This is a genomic window from Methylobacterium sp. CM6246 (genome assembly GCF_054818005.1).
On sequence record NZ_JBTXKY010000001.1, the window covers coordinates 5230996 to 5252520 of the forward strand.

19 protein-coding genes are annotated in these 21525 nt (G+C 69.2%); 9 read left to right on the forward strand and 10 right to left on the reverse strand.

Going from position 1 to position 21525, the window contains the following annotated elements; genetic code table 11:
* Positions 1–259 precede the first annotated feature (259 nt).
* From fcl to ACYQPG_RS25250, 3 genes are read left to right on the forward strand one after another with little or no spacing between them, the layout of a single operon-like run.
* Complete coding sequence (gene fcl / locus ACYQPG_RS25240; protein WP_419831081.1) at positions 260–1231, forward strand: GDP-L-fucose synthase; 972 nt, start codon at positions 260–262, stop codon at positions 1229–1231.
* 48 nt (positions 1232–1279) lie between these two features.
* Entirely contained in the window at positions 1280–2311 is a 1032-nt protein-coding gene (locus ACYQPG_RS25245; protein WP_419830528.1) for an SGNH/GDSL hydrolase family protein, read from the forward strand.
* A 3-nt stretch (positions 2312–2314) separates the two neighbouring features.
* Positions 2315–2998 carry a GDSL-type esterase/lipase family protein gene (locus ACYQPG_RS25250; RefSeq protein WP_147910631.1) on the forward strand — a complete coding sequence of 228 codons (684 nt, stop codon included), beginning with the start codon at positions 2315–2317 and terminating at the stop codon, positions 2996–2998.
* 227 nt (positions 2999–3225) lie between these two features.
* Here ACYQPG_RS25250 and ilvD read toward each other — a convergent pair whose 3' ends face one another.
* On the reverse strand, positions 3226–5055 hold the full coding sequence (gene ilvD / locus ACYQPG_RS25255) for a dihydroxy-acid dehydratase (protein ID WP_147910630.1): 1830 nt from the start codon (positions 5053–5055) through the stop codon (positions 3226–3228).
* A gap of 146 nt (positions 5056–5201) precedes the next feature.
* On the opposite strand from ilvD, the gene ade reads away from it, so the two are divergent.
* Positions 5202–6923 carry an adenine deaminase gene (gene ade, locus ACYQPG_RS25260; protein ID WP_461231970.1) on the forward strand — a complete coding sequence of 574 codons (1722 nt, stop codon included), beginning with the start codon at positions 5202–5204 and terminating at the stop codon, positions 6921–6923.
* Positions 6924–7012: 89 nt separating this feature from the next.
* The gene (locus ACYQPG_RS25265) at positions 7013–7438 is read left to right on the forward strand and encodes an organic hydroperoxide resistance protein (RefSeq protein WP_147910628.1); all 426 of its coding nucleotides are present in this window, start codon (positions 7013–7015) and stop codon (positions 7436–7438) included.
* Positions 7439–7702: 264 nt separating this feature from the next.
* On the opposite strand, the gene ACYQPG_RS25270 is transcribed toward ACYQPG_RS25265, so the two are convergent.
* The 6 genes from ACYQPG_RS25270 to ACYQPG_RS25295 form a co-directional block, all read right to left on the reverse strand.
* Positions 7703–8533, reverse strand: a complete 831-nt coding sequence (locus ACYQPG_RS25270; RefSeq protein ID WP_461231971.1) for an HTD2 family dehydratase — start codon at positions 8531–8533, stop codon at positions 7703–7705.
* A 1-nt stretch (position 8534) separates the two neighbouring features.
* Entirely contained in the window at positions 8535–9683 is a 1149-nt protein-coding gene (locus ACYQPG_RS25275) for an acyl-CoA dehydrogenase family protein (RefSeq protein WP_461231972.1), read from the reverse strand.
* Positions 9684–9691: 8 nt separating this feature from the next.
* Complete coding sequence (locus ACYQPG_RS25280) at positions 9692–10441, reverse strand: SDR family oxidoreductase (RefSeq protein WP_147906871.1); 750 nt, start codon at positions 10439–10441, stop codon at positions 9692–9694.
* 325 nt (positions 10442–10766) lie between these two features.
* Complete coding sequence (locus tag ACYQPG_RS25285) at positions 10767–11903, reverse strand: CaiB/BaiF CoA transferase family protein (protein ID WP_461231973.1); 1137 nt, start codon at positions 11901–11903, stop codon at positions 10767–10769.
* 141 nt (positions 11904–12044) lie between these two features.
* Entirely contained in the window at positions 12045–15203 is a 3159-nt protein-coding gene (locus tag ACYQPG_RS25290) for an efflux RND transporter permease subunit (protein ID WP_419830533.1), read from the reverse strand.
* Positions 15204–15252: 49 nt separating this feature from the next.
* On the reverse strand, positions 15253–16452 hold the full coding sequence (locus ACYQPG_RS25295; RefSeq protein WP_461231974.1) for an efflux RND transporter periplasmic adaptor subunit: 1200 nt from the start codon (positions 16450–16452) through the stop codon (positions 15253–15255).
* A 351-nt stretch (positions 16453–16803) separates the two neighbouring features.
* Here ACYQPG_RS25295 and ACYQPG_RS25300 point away from each other — a divergent pair, with 351 nt between their 5' ends.
* Positions 16804–17025, forward strand: coding sequence for an HOOK family protein (locus ACYQPG_RS25300; RefSeq protein WP_147855248.1), 222 nt, complete (start codon positions 16804–16806; stop codon positions 17023–17025).
* A 446-nt stretch (positions 17026–17471) separates the two neighbouring features.
* Complete coding sequence (locus ACYQPG_RS25305) at positions 17472–17645, forward strand: hypothetical protein (RefSeq protein ID WP_187193693.1); 174 nt, start codon at positions 17472–17474, stop codon at positions 17643–17645.
* A gap of 4 nt (positions 17646–17649) precedes the next feature.
* On the opposite strand, the gene ACYQPG_RS25310 is transcribed toward ACYQPG_RS25305, so the two are convergent.
* Genes ACYQPG_RS25310 through ACYQPG_RS25320 form a run of 3 tightly spaced genes read right to left on the reverse strand, consistent with a single transcriptional unit; the run spans position 17650 to position 19723 of the window.
* Positions 17650–17868, reverse strand: coding sequence for a hypothetical protein (locus ACYQPG_RS25310; protein WP_147906875.1), 219 nt, complete (start codon positions 17866–17868; stop codon positions 17650–17652).
* Entirely contained in the window at positions 17865–18476 is a 612-nt protein-coding gene (locus ACYQPG_RS25315) for a cysteine hydrolase family protein (protein ID WP_461231975.1), read from the reverse strand. Before ACYQPG_RS25315 ends, ACYQPG_RS25310 begins: the two co-directional genes overlap by 4 nt.
* The gene (locus ACYQPG_RS25320; RefSeq protein WP_419830534.1) at positions 18473–19723 is read right to left on the reverse strand and encodes a GNAT family N-acetyltransferase; all 1251 of its coding nucleotides are present in this window, start codon (positions 19721–19723) and stop codon (positions 18473–18475) included. The genes ACYQPG_RS25315 and ACYQPG_RS25320 overlap by 4 nt, the downstream gene beginning before the upstream one ends.
* A gap of 97 nt (positions 19724–19820) precedes the next feature.
* Here ACYQPG_RS25320 and ACYQPG_RS25325 point away from each other — a divergent pair, with 97 nt between their 5' ends.
* Entirely contained in the window at positions 19821–20834 is a 1014-nt protein-coding gene (locus tag ACYQPG_RS25325; RefSeq protein WP_147906878.1) for a LysR family transcriptional regulator, read from the forward strand.
* A 70-nt stretch (positions 20835–20904) separates the two neighbouring features.
* Positions 20905–21525 carry an urease subunit gamma gene (locus tag ACYQPG_RS25330; RefSeq protein WP_461231976.1) on the forward strand — a complete coding sequence of 207 codons (621 nt, stop codon included), beginning with the start codon at positions 20905–20907 and terminating at the stop codon, positions 21523–21525.

Consider the following 21525-nt stretch of genomic DNA (forward strand, 5'->3'; position numbering starts at 1 on the left):
CTGCGCGGCCCGGTCGCTTCCACCCCGATCCTGAAGTCCGGTGGGCGCTAGGCTGGTACCGGCACACCTTCTGGTAGAATGCTTAACACCAACTTTCGGTTGTATTTGTATTCGCCACTTCGCGTTTGACGCGGTATCCGCCGTCTCGAGGCGGCTGAGACGCCGCGCGCCTCAGAAAATCCGCCTTTCCGCGACGATATCCGCCCCAGACGGGGGTATGCTGGCCAAGCGAGCGCTGGCCGCAGGGATTGGACGCGTGATGGACGGGCGGGACAGGACCATCTTCGTGGCGGGGCACCGCGGGATGGTGGGATCAGCGATCGTGCGCCGGCTGCGGGAGCTGGGCTACGGGCGCATCCTCACGGCGGACCGGCAGGCCCTCGACCTGCTCGACCAGGCCGCGGTCCGGTCGTTCTTCGCCCAGAACCGGATCGACATGGTCTACCTCGCTGCCGCCAAGGTCGGCGGCATCCACGCCAACAACACCTACCCGGCCGAGTTCATCCACGAGAACCTGCTCATCCAGGCGAACCTGATCCACGCCGCGCACGTGGCCGACGTCGACCGGCTGCTGTTCCTGGGCTCGTCCTGCATCTACCCGAAGCACGCAGAGCAGCCGATGCGCGAGGACGCGCTGCTGACCGGGATCCTCGAGCCGACCAACGAGCCCTACGCGATCGCCAAGATCGCCGGGATCAAGATGTGCGAGAGCTACAACCGCCAGTACGGGCGCCGCTACCGCAGCGTGATGCCGACCAACCTGTATGGGCCGAACGACAACTTCCATCCGCAGAACGCGCACGTGCTGCCGGCGCTGATGCGCCGCCTGCACGAGGCCAAGCAGGCGGGCAGCGCGTCCGTCACGGTCTGGGGCACCGGCCGGGCGATGCGCGAGTTCCTGCACGTGGACGACATGGCGCGCGCCAGCGTGTTCGTGATGGAGCTGGACGATGCGGTCTACGCCGCCAACACCCGGCCGGACCTGTCGCACATCAACGTCGGCACCGGCGAGGATTGCACCATCCGCGAACTGGCCGAGGCGCTGGCCCGGGTGATCGGCTACGCGGGCCGCCTGGAGTTCGATGCGACAAAACCCGACGGGACGCCGCGCAAGCTCATGGATGTCTCGCGCCTGCGCGCCATGGGCTGGCAGCCGGAGATCGATCTCGACCGGGGCCTGCACCAGACCTACGGGTGGTTCCTGGAGAACCACGCCACGCTGCGCGGCTGACGCGCGGACGCATCACGACACCGCATCCGACCGGGTGGGAGAACCAGCATGGCCCAACGGGCCCCCGACGACATCGAGCAGGCGCGACGCCGCACGTTCCTCCGCGACTTTCACAACTTCGATTCGAATATCCGTTTCCCGGCACCCTATACCCAGTTCGCCGGCAAGCCGCTGTCGTCCGCGGCGGGGCAGAACTGGCGCTACGACGCGCTGGGCTACCGGAACGACATGCACGCGGAGCCACGCTCGCCCGCGGAGACGCTGCGCGTGTTCGTGGTCGGCGACAGCACCCTGATCGACGGCCAGGTCTTCGCCGACACCATCCCGGGCCGATTGGAGACCGGGCTGAAGCGCCTGCACGGCGACGGGGCCCGGGTCTACAATTTCGGCGCGACGTCCGCCTGCCTGAACCAGATGATCGCACTGATCACGACGCGGCTGATGGATCTCCAGCCCGATGTGATCTTCGTGATCGGCGGCGCCACCGACGTCTTCCAACCCTGGAGCTTCGATCCGCGCGCCGGCTACCCGTACAACCACTTCGTGCAGGAAACCCTGTACGACTACTTCTTCAACACGACGAAGTCCGGCGCGGACGCCGAGGACCTGAGCTACGACAGCCTGCAGGCGTTGATCTTCGGCCGGCTCGACAACCTTCGCGCGCTGACCAACTGGCAATCCGACATTTGGGAATGGGAGGTCGTCCGTCAGTTCGAGTTGGCGCTGAAGCGCCTCGCCCGGCTGTCCGGGGGCATCGGCGCGCCGGTGCGGTTCCTCCTGCAGCCGGCGATCGTGCGCAAGACCGAGCGAGTCGGCGACGAGCAGAACACCGCGTCGGCTGAGTTCTTGGGATATCTCGACCGTCAATACACCCGGATCGAGCAGGTTCTGGGCCGGCTCGACGCCGATGGCCTCACGCAAGGGCCGTTCACGACCCGGGACCTCAGCCGGATCTTCGAGGCCGATACGCGCGCCCTGTTCACCGACATCGTCCATGTCGGCTCGGAGGGCCGGCAGGCGATCGCCGACCGCCTGGCCGCCGAGGTCGCGGAGGTGCTCGGCCTCCCCGTGGAGGCGTAGGCGTTGGTCGCGCCGATCGTATTCATCGGGGACTCGATCACCGAAGCCTGGGGCTTCCACCGGGCCGAGACCTTCGCGGCCCACGACCTGGTTCCCCGGGGCGGGTCCGGCCAGACGGCGCGCTGGATCACCATGCGGTTCCGCCGCGACCTGGAGGAGACCGGCGCCCGGGGCGTCCACCTCCTCTGCGGCGTCAACGATATCGGGCGCAACGAGGGGTTCTTCGTTCCCGCCGACGAGATCGCCCGGACGCTGGCCGGCATGCTCGACGAGGCCCGGGCCATGGGCGTGTCGGCCTGGGTCGGCTCGATCATGCCGGCCGCCCGGATCCCGTGGAACCCCACGGTCCCGGACGCACCGGCGATGATCGCCGCCGTGAATGCCTGGCTCCGCGAACACGCGCACGAGCACGGCGCGACCTTCATCGACTACCACGCGGTGCTGGCGGACGGATCCGGGGCGCTGCGCAGGGCCTACACCACCGACGGCCTCCATCTCAGCCCGGCAGGCTACAAGGCGATCGAGCCGCTGATGCTGTCGGCTTTGGGGCGAGCGCCTGCGGGGGATACGGTTCAGGCTTTCAGCGGCACGAAGCCACGCTCATTCGGTGGGTCGCGCCTCGTAGCGATTGCTGCCGCGGTTGCCATCGTGATCACCGGCGCGGCCCTCGTGCTCGCGCTGCGCTGATTGGAACGCTCTTTCGATCGCGCGCCTGTCGATTCCGGAATCGCTCAAGCTTCAGGCCCGTCATCCCGGGGCCGCGAAGCGGAGCCCGGGATTCACAATCGCCGACCGGTCAAGGTCCTGCCCCGACCGCCGCTCCGCGTTCCGGGTTCGCCTGCGGCGCCCAGGAATGACAGTGCGAGTGATGCGGAGGCCGTTCACGTCGGGATCGTCCCGCCAACCGCAAAACATCACACCCGCCGCACCGCCCCGTGCGCCGCGCTGGTGGTCAGCATCGCGTAGGCGCGAAGCGCCGTGGTGACCTTGCGCTTGCGCGGGCTCGCCGGCTGCCAGCCGGCGGCGTCCTGCTCGGCACGGCGCCGCTCCAATTCGGCGGGTTCGACGACGAGGTCGATGGAGCGGGCCGGGATGTCGATGGCGATGGTGTCGCCGTCGCGCACCAGGCCGATCAGGCCGCCCTCGGCCGCCTCCGGGGAGACGTGGCCGATCGACAGGCCGGACGACCCCCCCGAGAAGCGGCCGTCGGTGACCAGCGCGCAGGCTTTGCCGAGGCCCTTCGATTTCAGGTAGCTCGTGGGGTAGAGCATCTCCTGCATGCCGGGGCCGCCGCGCGGGCCCTCGTAGCGGATCAGCACGACCTCCCCGGCCGTGACCTTGCCGTTGAGGATCCCGTCCACCGCGGCGTCCTGGCTCTCGAACACCCGGGCGGTCCCCGTGAAGGTCAGGATCGAGGCGTCGACGCCCGCCGTCTTCACGATGCAGCCCTGCTCGGCGAGGTTTCCGTAGAGCACCGCCAGGCCGCCATCCCGCGAATAGGCATGGGCGGCCTCGCGGATCACCCCGCCCTCCCGGTCGAGGTCGAGTTCGTCGAAGCGGGATTCCTGGCTGAACGCCACCTGAGTCGGCACGCCCCCGGGGGCTGCGCGGTAGAAGCTCTGGACCGAGGCGCTGGGCGTGCCGCGGACGTCCCAGCGGGCCAGCGCCGCGCCGAGGGTCCCGGCGGCGACGTTGCCGACCTCGGTTTCGATCAGCCCCGCCCGATCGAGCTCGCCCAGGATGGCCATGATCCCGCCGGCCCGGTGCACGTCCTCCATGTGGACGTTGGCCACCGCCGGGGCGACCTTGCACAGGACCGGCACCCGCCGCGACAGCCGGTCGATATCGGCCATGGTGAACGGCACCTCGCCCTCGTGGGCGGCGGCCAGCAGGTGGAGCACCGTGTTGGTCGAGCCGCCCATGGCGATGTCCAGGGTCATGGCGTTCTCGAACGCCGTGACGCTCGCCACCGCGCGGGGCAGCACGCTCGCGTCGTCCTGCTCGTAGTGGCGGCGGGCGAGGTCCACGATCAGGTGGCCGGCCTCCACGAACAGCCGCTTGCGGTCGGCATGGGTCGCCAGCACGGAGCCGTTGCCCGGCAGCGCCAGACCCAGCGCCTCGGTCAGGCAGTTCATCGAGTTCGCCGTGAACATGCCCGAGCAGGAGCCGCAGGTCGGGCAGGCCGAACGCTCGATCACCGCGACATCCTCGTCCGAGATCCGGTCGTCGGCCGCCGCGATCATCGCGTCGACCAGATCGACCTTCTTGGCGATGCCGGGCAGCTGGACCTTGCCGGCCTCCATCGGACCGCCCGAGACGAACACCGTCGGGATGTTGAGCCGCAGGCAGGCCATGAGCATGCCGGGAGTGATCTTGTCGCAATTCGAGATGCATACCATCGCGTCCGCGCAGTGCGCGTTGACCATGTACTCGACGGAATCGGCGATCAGCTCCCGGGACGGCAGCGAGTAGAGCATGCCGTCGTGGCCCATCGCGATGCCGTCATCGACCGCGATGGTGTTGAACTCCTTGGCGACGCCGCCGGCCTTCTCGATCTCCCGGGCGACCAGCTGGCCGAGATCCTTGAGGTGGACGTGGCCGGGCACGAACTGGGTGAACGAGTTCACGACGGCGATGATCGGCTTGCCGAAATCGCCGTCCTTCATGCCGGTGGCGCGCCAGAGGCCGCGGGCGCCGGCCATGTTGCGGCCATGTGTGGTGGTGCGGGAACGATAGACGGGCATCGCGCGGTTCAATCGGTTCGGAAGCGGATCTCTCAAAGGTAGGGGCTTCTGCGCCCGCCGACGCGTCGCTGCAAGCGTCGCCGAACCGGTCGCCACCGTGTCATGCTCCCGGCGGATACCGGGACGCGAGAGAGGCGAATCGTACGATGGACCGAGTGGATTTCCTGCGGCGGGCCATCGACCAGGGCCACGGCCGGACCGAGGCCGACCTCGTGCTCAAGGGCGGGCGCTTCCTCGATCTCGTCACCGGCGACCTCGTCGCCTCCGATATCGCAATCTGCGGCGACCGGATCGTCGGCACCTTCGGCAGCTATCGCGGCCGCCGCGAGATCGATATCGCCGGCAAGGTCGTGGTGCCGGGCTTCATCGATACGCATTTCCACGTCGAATCCTCGCTGATGCCGCCGCAGGAATTCGAGCGCTGCGTCCTGCCCCATGGCGTCACGACCGGCTTGTGCGACCCGCACGAGATGGCGAACGTGCTGGGAACCGAAGCGTTCGCGTGGTTCCTGGCCTCGTCCGAGACCCTGGCGATGGACCTGCGGGTCCAGCTCTCGTCTTGCGTGCCGGCCACCGACCACCTCGAGACCTCGGGCGCCCGGATCGGGGTGGCCGACCTGCTGCCCTTCGCGGGCCATCCCAAGGTGATCGGGCTCGCCGAGTTCATGAATTTCCCGGGCGTGCTCGCCGCGGACCCGGGCGTGCTGGAAAAGCTCGCGGCGTTCCAGGGCCGGCTGATCGACGGCCACGCGCCGCTGCTGCGCGGGAGCGCGCTCAACGGCTACATCGCAGCCGGCATCCGCACCGAGCACGAGGCGACCACGCCCGAAGAGGCGATGGAAAAACTGTCCAAGGGCATGACCGTGCTGATCCGCGAGGGCTCGGTCTCCAAGGACCTGCACGCCCTGGCGCCGATCCTCACCGAGCGCACGGCACCGTTCCTGGCCTTCTGCACGGACGACCGGAACCCCCTCGACATCGCCGAAGAGGGCCACCTCGACTACGTCATCCGCACCGCGATCGCGCTGGGCGCACCGCCGCTGGCGGCCTACCGGGCGGCGTCCTGGTCGGCGGCCCGGGCGTTGGGGCTGCACGACCGCGGCCTGGTGGCGCCGGGCCAGCGAGCCGACCTCGTCGTCCTCGACGATTTCCTCGACTGTCGCGTCGCCCGGGTCTTCAGCGCCGGGCGACTGGTGGAGGACGCGCTGTTCGCCGACCGGCCCGCGATCCAGCCGATCGGCCGGAACAGCCTGCGGGCCCGCCGGGTGACGGCGGCGGATTTCGCGGCCCCCGGTTCCGGGCCATCGACGCCGGTGATCGGCGTGGTGCCGGGCAAGCTCATCACCCTGCGGCACGACCTGTCGCTGCCCTACAGCGCGGGCGAGCGCCGGATCGACCTCGATCAGGACGTCATCAAGGTCGCGGTGGTGGAGCGCCACGGGAAGACGCCGCCGGGGGAGCGGGGCATCGGCGTGGCGTTCGTGAAGGGCTTCGGCCTGAAGCGCGGCGCGATCGCCTCCTCGGTCGGGCACGACAGCCACAACGTCACGGTGGTCGGCGCCGACGATGCCGACATGGCCGTGGCGGTGAACCGGCTCGGCGCCATCGAGGGCGGCTTCGTGGTGGTCGAGGGCGGCCGGGTGCTCGCCGAGATCGCCCTGCCGGTCGCCGGTCTGATGAGCCTGCTCCCGTTCGATGCGATCGGTGCCGCGCTGGTGACCCTGCGGGCGGCGGCGCGTGGCCTCGGCGTCGTCCTGCCCGAGCCGTTCCTGCAGGTCGCGTTCCTGCCGCTGCCCGTGATCCCGCACCTGAAGATCACCGACAAGGGCCTGGTGGATGTCGACCGTTTCGCGTTGATTGATCCGTGAAATAGATTGCGCGCAATCTATCTCGGGATTATATGCGGGCTGTGCCGGCCCTATATGCCGATTCCCTTCTTGTTCCTGGAGATCGCACCATGTCCGTAGACGTGAAGTACCGCACCACTGCGACCGCCACCGGAGGCCGTGACGGCGCCGCCAAGACCGCCGACGGCAGCTTCGAGGTGAAGCTCGCGACCCCGAAGGAGCTCGGCGGCGCGGGCGGTCCGGGCGCGAATCCCGAGCAGCTCTTCGCTTCCGGCTACTCGGCCTGCTTCCTGGGCGCCATGAAGGCGGTCGCCCCATCGCTGAAGCTTAAGGTTCCGGCCGAGACCACCGTCACCGCCGATGTCGGCATCGGCCCCCGCTCCGAGGGCGGCTTCGGGATCACCGCCGACCTGACGATCAGCCTGCCGGGCCTCGACCGCGCCGAAGCGCAGAAGCTCGTGGACGCGGCCCACCAAGTCTGCCCGTACTCGAACGCCACCCGCGGCAACGTCGATGTCGGCCTGAAGCTCGCCTGAGCCGGGTCGTCCCATCCACCTCATTCCAGGGCGCGCGCAAAGCCTGCGTCTCGAAGGAGCCCTCCTCCGGGGGCGCCGCCGCTCCGGGGTGGGGTCGTGGGTGGGGTCTCTATCGAGTTGGTCGTGCCCCCACCGGTATGGCGAGCACGGCGAAGCTTTTGGGACGCGCCCTCGTTTCACGTCGCGCGTGACCCTGGGCCGCCTCGCTGCGCTCAAGAGGCCCGCGAAGTTTGATCTCCGGAACCGGAATGGTCGAGCCGGCTCTCAGGCCGCCTGCGCACGCATGCAGACGCGGTCCGCCTCGTCCAACGTGAAGCCCTCGAACGTCTCTCCGTTCCGCCGTCCGCACACGCGAACGATCTGGTTGGCCGTCAACGGCGAGACGCCGCGATGCGTGAAGGTGCGCGGCGCCCCGCCGAGCAGCATGGCGGCGAGGTTCATCAGCAGCGTCGCCTGGATCGGGCCGTGGACCACTAGGTCGGCATAGCCCTCGACGCGCGTGGCGTAGGGCTGGTCGTAGTGGAAGCGATGGCCGTTGAAGGTCATGGCCGAGTAGCGGAACAGCAGCGTCGGCGTCGCCGGCACGGCCCAGACCTGCTCGTAGGCGGCCGCGTCGTCGCGTTCGGCCGTGGCCCCGGTGCCGGTCTGCGCGCCGGCCGCCTCCCGGTAGACGATGTCCTGCCGCTCCCGGATCGCCACGCCGCTTGCCGTGGCAAGCGCGTGCTCGACGGTCACGAAGCATAGCCGGCCGCTGCGCCCCTCCTTGAACGCCACGTCGCGCACGGTCTCGGTCCGGGTGACCAGATCGCCCTCGCGCAGCTCGGCCAGCGTCTCGACCTGCCCGCCGGCCCACATCCGCCGCGGCAGAGGCACCGGCGGCAGGAACCCGCCCTTGGCGGCGTGACCGTCCGGGCCGAGGGCGTCGGCGGGCGGTGTCTCGGGGGCGAGGCACCAGTGCAGGGCCGGCGGCGCCGCCCCGTCCGGAACCGGGGCGAGATGCGGCGTGAAGGTCGCGCGGAACTCGGCGCGCAGACGCGGCGTGACGAGATCCGAGGTCTCGCGGGTGCGGCCGATCCAGGCTTCGACGTCGGTCATGTCAGTACGCGCGCGGCAGGCCGAGCACGTGCTCGGACAGGTAGGCGAGGATCAGGTTCGTGGAGATCGGCGCGACCTGGTAGAGACGCGTCTCGCGGAACTTGCGCTCGATATCGTATTCCTCCGCGAATCCGAACCCGCCATGGGTCTGGATGCAGGCGTTGGCGGCCTCGAACGCGGCGTCGGCGGCGATCATCTTGGCCATGTTGGCCTCCGCGCCCGGATTGGTCCCGGATTCGTAGAGGCTCAGCGCCTCGCGGACCATCAGCTCCGCCGCCCGCATGTTGGCGTAGGCTTTCGCGATCGGGAACTGCACGCCCTGGTTGGCGCCGATCGGCCGGCCGAACACCGAGCGGTCCACCGCGTAGGTCTTGGCCCGGTCGATGAACCACTTGGCGTCGCCGACGCATTCCGCGGCGATCAGGATGCGCTCGGCATTCATGCCGGACAGGATGTAGCGGAAGCCTTTTCCCTCTTCGCCGATCAGATTGACGGCCGGGACGCGGAGGTTGTCGAAGAAGACCTCCGTGGTGGCATGGTTCATCATGGTGCGGATCGGCCGGATGGTCAGGCCGTGGCCGACCGCCTCCCGCATGTCGACGAGCAGCACCGACAGGCCGTCGGTGCGCTTCATGCCCTCGGTGCGCGGGGTGGTCCGCACCAGGAGCAGCATCAGGTCCGAGTGCTCGGCCCGGCTGGTCCAGATCTTCTGGCCGTTGACGACGTAGTGGTCGCCCTCGCGCCGGGCGGTGGTCTTCAGGCTGCCGGTATCGGTGCCCGATGTCGGCTCGGTGACCCCGAAGGCCTGGAGGCGCAGGCGCCCTTCAGCGATCGCCGGCAGGTAGGCGGCCTTCTGCGCCTCCGAGCCGTGCCGGAGCAGCGTGCCCATCGTGTACATCTGCGCATGGCAGGCGCCGCCGTTGCAGCCGGCCCGCTGGACCTCCTCCAGGATCGCGGCGGCGGCGGAGAGCGGCAGGCCGGAGCCGCCGTATTCCTCCGGGATCAACACCGACAGGTAGCCGCTCTCGGTGAGGGCGGTCACGAACGCGGTCGGGTAGGCCATCTCCCGGTCGAGCGCCCGCCAATACGGCCCGGGAAACCCGGCGCAGAGCTTGGCGACCGCCTCGCGGATCTCGGTATAGGCTTCCATCGTGCGCCTCAGGCTGTCCGGCCGCCATCGACCGGCATGTCGATCCCGGTGATGAACGCGGCCTCGTCGGAGGCCAGGAACAGGGCCGCGGCGGCGATGTCCTCGGCCCGCGACATCCGCCCGAGGGGGATCGTCGCAATGAACCTTTCGCGGTTCTCCGGGGTGTCGGGCACCCCCATGAAATGCTCGAGCAGCGCGGTCGCGCCCATCACCGGACACAGGGCGTTCACCCGGATCTTCCAGGGGGCCAATTCCAGCGCCAGCGATTTTGAGGCGAGGCTCGCCGCCCCCTTGGAGGCGTTGTACCAGGTCAGGCCGGGACGCGGCCGGAGCGCCGCCGTCGAGCTGACGTTGAGGATCACGCCGCCGCCCCGGTCGCGCATCAGCGGGGCGATTGTCCGGACGTAGTGGAAGATCGACTTCACGTTCACCCGGAACACGCGGTCGAACTCGTCCTCGGTGACCTCCAGCAGCGGCTTGTTGCGGTGGGTGGTGCCGGCGTTGTTGACCAGGATGTGGGGGATGCCGAACCGTTCGCGGGTCTCGGCGACGCTGGCCTCGACATCGGCCGCCGCCCCGACATCGGCGGCGATCGCGATGGCGTTCGCCCCGATCCCGGCCGCGACCCGCTTCGCCGCCGCCCGGTCGATATCCACGCAGGCGACGCGCGCGCCCTCGGCGGCGAAGCGCTCGGCGATGCCCGCGCCGAACCCACTCCCGGCCCCCGTCACGATCGCGATCTTGCCGTCGAGCCTCATTGTTTCCTCCCGAACTGTAGTCCGTCTCTGGCTGATGACTGTTTTATTACTGCGCGACAAACCTGCTTTCGTACTTCCATCCACTTCGCGATCGGCTTTGCAATCCGTACGACTTGGGCGGCCGAATAAAGCTCTCCGTCATTCCGGGGCGCCGCAGGCGAGCCCGGAATCTAGATTCTCCGCCGGCGCAGAACCTCGCCCGACCTGTGTTTCTGGATCCCGGGCTCCGTTGCGCGGCTCCGGGATGACGAGGCGGATGTTCGGACGTCATCGCATCGCCTTGGCCGACGAGCGTGGATCGTCCTCGAACGCGACTGCGCGCCACTCACCGCTCAACCCCGAACTCACGCCGGATCCGTTCGCTGTGCTCGCCGATATCCGGCACCCGCCCGAGCGCGCGGACTTCGCCGTCGATAAGCACGGGGGGCGCGACGAGGCGGGCCGGGCCCGCCGGGGTCTCGACCTCGGCGCGGACCAGGGCCGGGCGGGTGGCGAGGTCAGCCAGGGTGTTGACGAAGCCGTAGGCGGTGCCGGCAGCCTTGAGCCGGGTGGCGGCCGCGTCGCGGCTCAACCGGACCAGGATTGCGGCGATGCGCAGATCCACGGCGGCGCGGTTCGCCACGCGGGCGTTGTTTGAAGCATAGCCCTCGGCGCGGGCGAGGTCCGGCTCGCCCAATACGCCTTCGCAGAAGCGAGCCCATTCCCGCTCGTTCTGGATCGAGATGAGCACCAGGCTGCCGTCGGCCGTCGGGTAGGCGCCGTAGGGCGAGATCGTGGGATGGGCGAGGCCGACGCGCTGCGGCTCCCGGTCGGTGCCCTCGAAGTAGAGCAGCGGCACGGTCATCCAGTCGGCCGCGCCGCTGAACAGGCTGACCTCCAGGGCGCAGCCCACGTCGGAGATGGAGCGGGCGATCAGCGCCTCCAGAACCGCGGCATGGGCGTCCATCCCGCAGGCGATGTCGCAGACCGAGACGCCGACGCGGCCCGGACCGGCCGGATGCCCGGTGATGCCGGCCATGCCGCTCTCGGCCTGCACCAGCAGGTCGTAGGCCTTCATGTCGCTGTAGGCGTGGCCGGCGCCGTAGCCGCTGATGTCCACCGTGATCAGGCGCGGATAGCGTGCCCGCAACTCCGCCGCGCCGAACCCCGCCCGGGCCGCGGCCCCGGGGGCGAGGTTCTGCACGAACACGTCGGCGTCTTCCAGGATGGCGTGCAACAGCCGGACATCGTCCGGATCCTTGATGTCGGCGACCAGGCTCTCCTTGCCGCGATTCAGCCAGACGAAGTAGCTCGCCAGCCCGTTGACGGCGGAATCGTAGCCGCGGGCGAAATCCCCCTCGGGCCGCTCGATCTTGATCACCCGGGCGCCGGCATCGGCCAGCCGCGACGTGCAGTACGGTGCCGCGACAGCCTGTTCCAGGGCGAGGATTGTCAGCCCTTTCAGCGGCCGGTTCGGGTTCATCCGCAGCCTTCGCGTTCCATCAGGCCCCGCGGGGCCGCCGCCGGGGGATCTGGGTCGGCGCCCGCGTGCGCCAAGCGGGACGGGGTGACACCGACGCGGTGACGTGACCGGCGATGTGCGCCCTGCGCAGGATCGCTCAGCTCACTCCGCGGCCCGCAGGGTCTGCGCCTCGTGGCCGTCCCGGCCGGGCTCGGCGAGCATCGCGTCGACTGCCTCGGGCCTGTCGCGGAACGAGAACCGGTGCGCCAGCCGGTCGAGGTAGACGTAGATGACCGGCGTGGTGAACAGGGTCAGGATCTGGCTCACGGCCAGCCCGCCGACCATGGCGTAGCCGAGCGGCTGCCGGATCTCGGAGCCGGTGCCGGTGGCGAGCATCAGCGGGATGCCGCCCAGCAGCGCCGCCATGGTGGTCATCAGGATCGGGCGGAACCGCAGCAGGGCCGCCTTCCGGATCGCCGCCTCGGCACTCAGGCCCTCCTCGCGCTCGGCCACGATGGCGAAGTCGATCAGCATGATGCCGTTCTTCTTCACGATGCCGATGAGGAGGATGATGCCGATCAGCGCGATCAGGCTGAAGTCGTACCCGGCCCACATCAGCACCGCCAGGGCGCCGACGCCGGCCGACGGCAGCGTCGAGAGGATCGTGAGCGGGTGGATGAAGCTCTCGTACAGGATGCCGAGGATCAGGTAGACCACGAACAAAGCCGCCAGGATCAGCAGCGGCACCGTCGACAGCGATTGCTGGAACGCCTGCGCGGTGCCCTGGAAGCCGGTGACCACGGTGGGCGGCACCTGCAGGTCGCGCATCGCCTGCCCGATCGCCCCGGTCGCCTGCCCGAGCGCGACGTCGGGGGCGAGGTTGAAGCTGATCGTCACCGCAGGGAACTGGCCCTGGTGGTTGACCGCGAGCGGCGCCACGGGCTCGGTCGTCCAGTGGGCGAAGGCCGCGAGCGGCACCTGCCCCCCTCCGATCGGCGCCTTGATGTAGATCTTGTCGAGGCTCTCGACGCTGCCCTGGAGGGCCGGCAGCACCTCCAGGATCACGTGGTAGCTGTTGAGCTGCGTGAAGTACTGCGCGATCTGCCGTTGGCCGAACGCGTCGTACAGCGTGTCGTCGATGAGCTGAGGCGTGATGCCGTAGCGGGAGGCGGCGTCGCGGTCGATCGCCAGGGTCAGGGTGGTGCCGCGGTTCTGCTGGTCGGTGGCGACGTCGCGCAGCTCCGGCAGCGTCTTCATCCTGTCCAGGATGCGCGGCGCCCACGTGTTCAACTCGGCGAGATCCGGGTCCTGCAGGGTGTACTCGAACTGCGTCCGGGAGGTCCGGCCGCCGGTGCGCACGTCCTGGGTGGCCTGGATGTAGGTGCGGATGCCCTCGACCCGCTCCAGCTTCGGCCGCAGGCGGCCGATGATCTGGAACGCGTTGGCCTCGCGCTCCTCGCGGGGCTTAAGCGTGATGTACATCCGCCCCGAATTGAGCGCCTGGCCGTTGCCGCCGAGCGACATGCCGACCGTGGCGACATCCGGATCGGCCTGGACGATGGCGCCGACTTTCTCCTGCAGCGTCTTCATCGCCGAGAACGAGATGTCCTGCCCGGCCTCGGTGACGCCGATCATGAAGCCGGTGTCCTGCTGCGGGAAGAAGCCCTTCGGAATGACGATGAACAGGTGGATCGTCAGAGCCAGCGTCGCGAAGAAGGTCAGCAGCGTGACGAACCGGAAGCGCAGGGCGAGGTCGAGGCCCTTCGCGTAGGACGACAACAGCCCGTCGAACACCGCCTCGCTCGCCCGGTAGAGGCGGCCGTGGTGCCCGGTGCCGTGGGGCTTCAGCAGCCGCGCCGCCATCATGGGCGTCAGCGTCAGGGACACGAAGGCCGAGACCGCGATGGTCATCGACAGGACGACGGCGAATTCCCGGAACAGGCGGCCGATGATGCCGCCCATCAGCAGCAGCGGGATCAGCACCGCGATCAGCGAGACCGAGATGGAGACGATGGTGAAGCCGATCTCGCCCGCGCCCTTGAACGCGGCCTCCATGGGCCGCATCCCCTCCTCGACGTAGCGGCTGATGTTCTCCAGCACCACGATGGCGTCGTCGACCACGAAGCCGACCGAGATGGTCAGCGCCATCAGGGACAGGTTGTCGAGCGTATAGCCGGCGAGCCACATCAGCGCGCAGGCGCCGAGCAGGGCGAGCGGCACGGTCACGCTCGGGATCACGGTCGCCCAGAAGCTGCGCAGGAACACGAAGATCACCCCGACCACCAACACGATGGTGATCAGCAGCGTGAACTGCACGTCCTCCACGGAGGCCCGGATCGTCTGCGTGCGGTCGCTGAGGATGCCGATCTTGATGCCGGCCGGCAGGGTCGCGGTCAGGCGCGGCAACTGCACCTTGATGCTGTCCACCGTGTCGATGACGTTGGCGCCCGGCTGCTTGAAGACTACCAGGAACACGCCGCGCTGGCCGTTGGTCCAGCCGGCCTGCTTGGTATCCTCGGGGCCGGCGACCGCGGTGCCGATGTCCCGCACCCGCAACGGGGCGCCGTCCCGGTAGGCGACGATCACGTCGTTCCAGTTCTGCGCCGTGGTGAGCTGGTCGTTGGCGTAGATCGTGTAGCTGTGACTCGTTCCGTCGATGCTGCCCTTCGGGTTGTTCACCGTGGTGAGCGAGAGGGGGGCGCGGATATCTTCCAGCGACAGGCCCTTGGCGACGAGCTTGGCCGGATCGACCTGGATCCGCACTGCGGGCTTCTGCTGGCCGCCGATGAACACCTGCGCGACGCCCGAGATCTGGCTGATGCGCTGGGCGAGCTGCACGTCCACCGCGTCGTCCACGTCGATGAGGGGCATGCTGTCGGAGGTGGCCGAGAGCAGCAGGATCGGCGAATCGGCCGGGTTCACCTTGCGATAGGTCGGTGGGCTCGGCAGGCTCTTCGGCAGCTGCCCGCTCGCCGCGTTGATCGCCGCCTGGATATCGCTGGCGGCACCGTCGATGTTGCGGTTGAGGTCGAACTGGACCGTGACCGTCGAGATGCCCAGCGAGCTGGTCGAGGTCATCTGGGCGACGCCCGGGATCTGCGAGAATTGCCGCTCCAGGGGCTGCGCCACCGAGGAGGCCATGGTCTCCGGGCTGGCGCCGGGCAATTGCGCGGTGACCTGGATCGTCGGGAAATCCACCTGCGGCAGGGGCGCGACGCCGAGCAGCGGGTAGGCCACCATCCCGAGGAACAGGATGCCGACCATGATCAGCGTGGTCGCCACCGGGAAGCGGATGAACGGCGCCGAGATGCCAGCTTTCATCGCAGACCCTCTTGCGGCATCGCCGTCGCCCCGTCCGACCCGGACCCGATCACGGCTTGGCCTCGGCCGACCGGATTGCGGCGCCCGTCTCCGCCTGCGCGGTGTGGGCCGCGTGGGGATCGGCCACGAGGCTGCCGTCCTGCACCTTGTACTGCCCGGCGGTGATCACCCGCTCGCCCGGCTTGATGTCACCGCCCAGAACCTGCGTCCGGCCGGAATCGGAGCGCCCCGCCTTCAGCGTGCGCTGATGCGCGTGGTTGGATTCGTCGATCACGAAGGCGAACAGGCCGTCGGGGCCGTGCTGGACGGCATCGTCCGGTACCGTCGTAGCGGCCGCCACCGTGCCGACCCGCATCCGGGTCGAGACCGACAGGCCGGGCCAGAGGGCGTGGTTCTGGTTCTGGAACACGGCCTTCAGGCGGATCGTGCCGGTCGCGGTGTCGACCTGGTTGTTGAACAAGGCTAGCTTGCCGTCCGCCAGCTTGGTCAGCCCGTCCGTGGTCCGCGCCTCCACCGGCACCTCGCCGGCGCGCAGGGCTGCCACGATCGCGGGCAACTGGTCCTCGGGCGCCGTGAACACCACGAAGATCGGCTCGACCTGGGTGATGGTGACGATCGCCGACTGTCCCGCGGCGTTGACGATGTTGCCGATGTCGACCTGCCGAAAGCCGGTCACGCCGTCGATTGGCGCCCGGATCGTCGCGTAGCCGAGCTGCGTGGTGGCGTTGTCGATGGAGGCCTGATCGGAGGCGACCTGCGCGGTCAGCTGGGCGACCAGGGCGGTCTGCGTCTCGGTCTGCTGGCGCGACGCGTAGGCGCCCAGTCCCGTGTAGCGGACGAGGTCCGCCTTGGCGTTGTTGAGGTTGGCGGTGTCCTGGTCCTTCTTGGCCTTCGCCTGGTCCAGGGTCGCCTGGTAGGGGCGCGGGTCGATCTGGAACAGGATGTCGCCCTTGTGGACATTCTGGCCCTCGCGGAACGCGACCTGATTGATCTCGCCGTCGACCCGGGTGCGCACCTGAACGGTGTTGTAGGCCTGGACCGTGCCCAGGCCGTTCAGCACCAGCGCGAACGGACCCTGCTCGACCATCCCGGCCGTCACCGGAACGGCGATCGGGGCGGCCGCCTTCGCCTTGGCGACGGGCCGCTGGGTCGTGCGCACGTACCCGTAGGCCCCGCCGCCCAGCACCGCGACGGCCACGATCGTCGTCACCAAACCGCGGGACCGCCGCGGCTTCCGCTCACCTGTCATCGGCCGCAGCCCCCTCCGCCGTGTAACGCGACAGCCTCGTCCGATCGGGTCGTGCCGCGATGGCTGTCATCATCGCGCGACATGCCGGATTGGGCCTTGCGTGATCGGGCCGCGAAGCCCGCGGCGATCCCGCGACGCCGCCGCAAAACTCCGCGATGCGCCTCGAAAGAATATTGCATTCCCTAGCATACAATCGTCACGGCGACATTAGGGCGAGGCGGCGCTTGTCGTGTCCGTCCCGGACCGATTGCGCCCGTGACAACAGCCCCGCAGATGAGCCAGAAAGCCGGTTCGACGACGCGCTGGAATGCGCGCCGGCCGGATCGCGAAGCCAGGAGACCGGGACGCCGCATGGCCGAGACGCTGGAATTGGATGGCCTGACCGAGTTGCGGGCGGCGCTGATCGAGGAGCGGCAGACCATCGCCGCATCCGTACGCAAGCTGCGCGACGCGCGCCGGCAGAAGGGCACCTTCGTACTCGGCGACGGTGCGGCCGCAGGTCCGCGGCTTGTGGACGTGCAGCACCAGATCGACGTCGTCGATTCCATCATCGCCACGCTGACGAAGGTCTGAGCAAGGTCCGGTCCGTCGTGCCGAAGGCACGAGGCCGCGCTGGCCGGACAGGTGGCACCTTTGCGTGTCCGTTGTGTTTCCGGGATGTGGCGAAGCTGGCGTCCCGGCCGGCAACCGGTCGGTCGCGACCCGCTCATAGCGGCGGTGGCCCGATCCGCCGGGACGCGCTGAGGTTCGGCGGCGTCCGTCGAACCGACCCCCTGCCTGGAGCCGACAAAGCATTCGGCGGTTCGACGTGTCGTCCAACCCATGCAATCCGCCGTGCGGGCGTGGAAGTCTCAGATCCGGCGGCCTCGCGATGTGCCTGGCGACAACTCAGCCGTCCGTAAAACCTGTCAGCCGTGACGAACTGCGCCGGTTGTACAGGCGGTGCCTGTATTTGAGGCTGGACCGCGGAAGGTTTGTGCTGTTACCGGACCGCACCTCAAGGCGCGGGATGCCACGACATGGACGCGTTCGATCAGCGCGAGACCGAGACCGACGCAGCGGTCGAGCTTGAGCGCATGGCCGAGGCGGCGGCGCTCTGGGCTGCCATCCGGGCCGACCTTCGATCGCGCGACGAGCGCACCGCACGGCTGCGCGCCATGCGCCTCATCGACGGCGACGACACGGTCGTCTGACCCGTCAGGCCTCACCGGCCTCCGGGTGAGCCGGCAGGCGGGACGCGAGGGCGAACCCCACCGCCATGGCCATGGCCTCGGCCTGCGCGATCAATGCCGCGTCTCCGCTTTCGCGGGCGGCCTGAACCAGACCCACCGCATGTTGCCCGAGCCTGCGATCGATGGCGTCGTAGTTCTTGGGGCTCTGCGGTGCGGCGCGTTCGTGGGGATCGGAACCGGTCATTGGCGTGCCGAAGGATTCAGTGAGGTTGATACGGGCCTGAACGGCGCGGACGCCGCGACCCAGGCTTGCGTGTCCATGACATCCGCGAAGGCGCGCATCACCGCGCTGATCGAGCGGTGCACATCGTGGGCCGCGATGCCTTCGAGATCGTGGCTGGCCGAGGCGTCGGACAGGAACGTCACCTCCTGCCCGCGATGGAAGCCATCGATCGCCGTGGCGAGGCAGGCGGCCTCGCCGGCGAAACCCGCGATCACCAATTGCACGCCGCCGCGCTCCATCGCGTCGGCGAAGGCCGGGCTGGCGTAGCAGGACGGCCGGTCCCGGTCGAAGACCATGTCGCACCCGTGAGGCTCGAACCCCTCGATCCAGCGGGCGAACCGCGAGCCGGCCTGGAAGAGGGGAGCCCCGATCCAGCGCACGTAGGCGATCGGGATGCCGCTGTCCCGGGCATGATCGAGGGCCAGCCGGCACTTCTCCAGCGCCGGGGCGATGCCCGGAAGGGCCAGCGGGCGGCCGGCGACCTCGTATTCCTGCTGCATGTCGACCAGGACCAGCACAGGCACGCTGCTCGGCCGCCGGTACAGCGCCGGGTTCACGTGGCGGGTCATTGCGACACCGGCCCGTCGACGGAGGGCCGCGTCACCGCCCTGGCGCGCGACCGGTCCAGCGCGCCCGCCTTGTGCCACCGGCCCTCGGGGCGGATGATCACGTAGGGATCGACGCCGATCCCGATCGCCTCCGGGTGCGGCTCCGCCTCCAGCAGCATCTCGACATAGTCGAAATCCGAGAACACGAGTTCCTGCGCGCCCTCGAAGACCCGGAAGCCGAACCGGCTCCAGAATCCGACGAGGCGCTTCTGTGCGTGGCCGTAGAGCCGGCGATACCCCTTGACCCGGGCCAGCTCGATCCCGGCCCGGACCAGCGCGAAGGCCATGCGAGTGTTGCGGTATTCCGCCCGGACGGCCAGCCGCTCGATCTTGGCGAAGTCGGCGAAGAAGCGGATCCGCAGGCAGCCGGCCGGCTCGTCGCCGACATAGCCGATCAGGTGGGTGGCCGAGAGGTCGTTGCCGTCGAACTCCTCCTCGTACGGGCAGGCCTGCTCGGCCATGTAGACGGCGGCCCGCAGGGCGACGACCCGGGCGAGATCCTCGAAGCTGCGCGCTACGGCGACGCTGACGCCGCTGAGGCCGGGCCTGTGGGTGTCGTAGGGCGGCGAGATCTCTGGGACCGGCGTGCGCGCGAAATGATGGAGGTGTCCGTTCGCTCCCCCGCCCCTGGCGAAGCCCAGGGTGATGAGCAGGTCGGCGCCCTCGGGCGTCGCCGCGCGGGCGTAGAAATCGACGCCCTGGTACAGGGGGCTCGACAGGCGGTCGAACACGAGGCCGACGCCGCCGGCGAGCCGACGACGCGCATACACGGCCCAGACGTAGATCGCGGCCGGACGCTCATGCTGCCCGACCAGCATGGCGGAGGGCGGTTCGGCTGCATCGAACGTTCCCGCCTTCAAGGCCGCGAGACCGGCGCCGTTCAGCATCAGGCAGGCCACGAAGCCCTCGCCGCGTGGGTCGGCGGCGTCGAACCGGTGTCGCTGGGCGATCGCGACGACGCTGTCGGGATTGATCGACAGCACCCGCTGCACCGTGGCGAGCGGTGCCAGGTCGGGCAGGTCCACCCGCGCCGCCTCAATGAGCCGTCCGAGGTCGTCCGGCGTCGGCAGGAAGGCGACGAGGTGCCGGGCGACCCGCTCGACCCGCATCGCGCCGAGGTCATGGCGCGGCTCCGGGAGCAGCGGCGGAATGCTCAGGGGCGGCGGGTTCTGTGCCGCGAAACGGGGGTGAGCGACGTGCACCGTCATCGGATGACCTGTCATTCGGGAACGGATTGACGCTGCAGCACTTCGCATCTAGCGCAGTCGCTGTATGTGCATCATTTGAAACAGGGGTGTTCCGCGGATGGAACGGGTCGAGGTCGACCACGGCTCGATGCCCGATTGGCAGAGTGTCCGGGTGTTCCTCACCCTGCATCGGTGCGGCAGCTTCCGTTCGGCGGCGGCCAGCCTCGGGCTCTCGATCAATTCGATCCGGCGGCGGGTCAGTGACCTCGAAGCGCGGATCGGCGCACCGCTGATCACCCGGCACATCGACGGGGTGCGGTTGACCGCCGAGGGGCGAGCGATCCTGGAGGCCGCGAGCCGCATGGAGACGGCGGCGTTCGGGCTGATGCTCGCGGGCGACGCGGCCCCGTTCGCCGAGACCGGCGAGGTGCGCATCGCGGTCACGGAAGGCCTCGGCGCGTTCTGGCTGGCACCACGGCTAGTGGAGTTTCAGCGCGCCAATCCGCGCCTGACCGTCGATTTGCGCTGCGCCATGGAATCCGCCGACGTGCTGCGGCTGGAGGCGGACGTCTCGATCCAGCTCACGCGGCCGACGAGCCCCGACCTGCGCATGGTCAAGCTCGGGCGCATGCACATCATGCCCTACGCCGCGCGCAGCTACGAGCAGATCTACGGATTGCCGGAGAAGCCGGCGGATCTCGCGCGGCACCGGATCGTGGTCCAGGCCGCGAGCCAGACGATAGGCCTCGAAGACTATGCGAAAGGCCTAGAGGGATTTCCCGCCGAGATTCCCGTGACGCTGAAGATCAACGTCAGCAGCGCCTATTACTGGGCGATCGCGAAAGGCGCGGGGATCGGCCTGTTGCCGACCTACGCCACCGCCATCGGGGCCCAGGTCGTCCCGGTGGACAATCTCGGCCGCTACGGTCTCGACATATGGTTGACCTACCACCCCGATGCGGAGCGGATCGGTCGCGTCCGCCGCGTCATCGACTGGTTGCGCAACTCCTTCGATCCGGGCCGCTACCCGTGGTTCCGGGACGAGTTCATCCATCCGCGCGACCTTCCGAGCCGGATCCGGGGCGAGCCGCTGCCCGACCTGTTCGCGGGTTTCACCGCGATGACGGAGTGAGACGCGCCGAGCCTTGACCCCGCGGCGCGCATGTTTCTTGCTCGCATGGCCGCAACGACGAGGTTCTCACGTGCTGCTGACGCCCCGCGAAAAGGACAAGCTGCTGATCGCCATGGCGGCGCAGGTGGCGCGCAACCGCCAGGCGCGCGGCGTCAAGCTGAACCACCCGGAGGCCGTGGCGCTGATCACCGACTTCGTGGTCGAGGGCGCGCGCGACGGGCGCACGGTGGCCGAGCTGATGCAGGCGGGGGCGAACGTTCTGACGGTGGACCAAGTGATGCCCGGCATCGCGGAGATGATCCCCGACATCCAGGTCGAGGCGACCTTCCCGGATGGGACGAAGCTCGTGACGGTGCATCACCCGATCCGCGGGGCGCTCTCGGCCGACGTGCCCGGCCAGGTCACCACGTTGCCCGGCGAGATCGTCTTCAACGCAGGGGCCGACCGCGCGGTGATCGCGGTGGCCAACATCGGCGACCGGCCGATCCAGGTCGGCTCGCACTACCATTTCTTCGAGGTGAACCCCGGCCTCGTTTTCGAGCGCGAGAAAGCCCGCGGCCGGCGCCTCGACATCGCGCCCGGCACGGCGGTGCGGTTCGAGCCGGGCTCCACCCGGGAGGTCGTGGTGGTGCCGCTCTCGGGCGGTCGCACCGTGTACGGCTTCCGGGGGGACGTGATGGGCAAGCTGTGA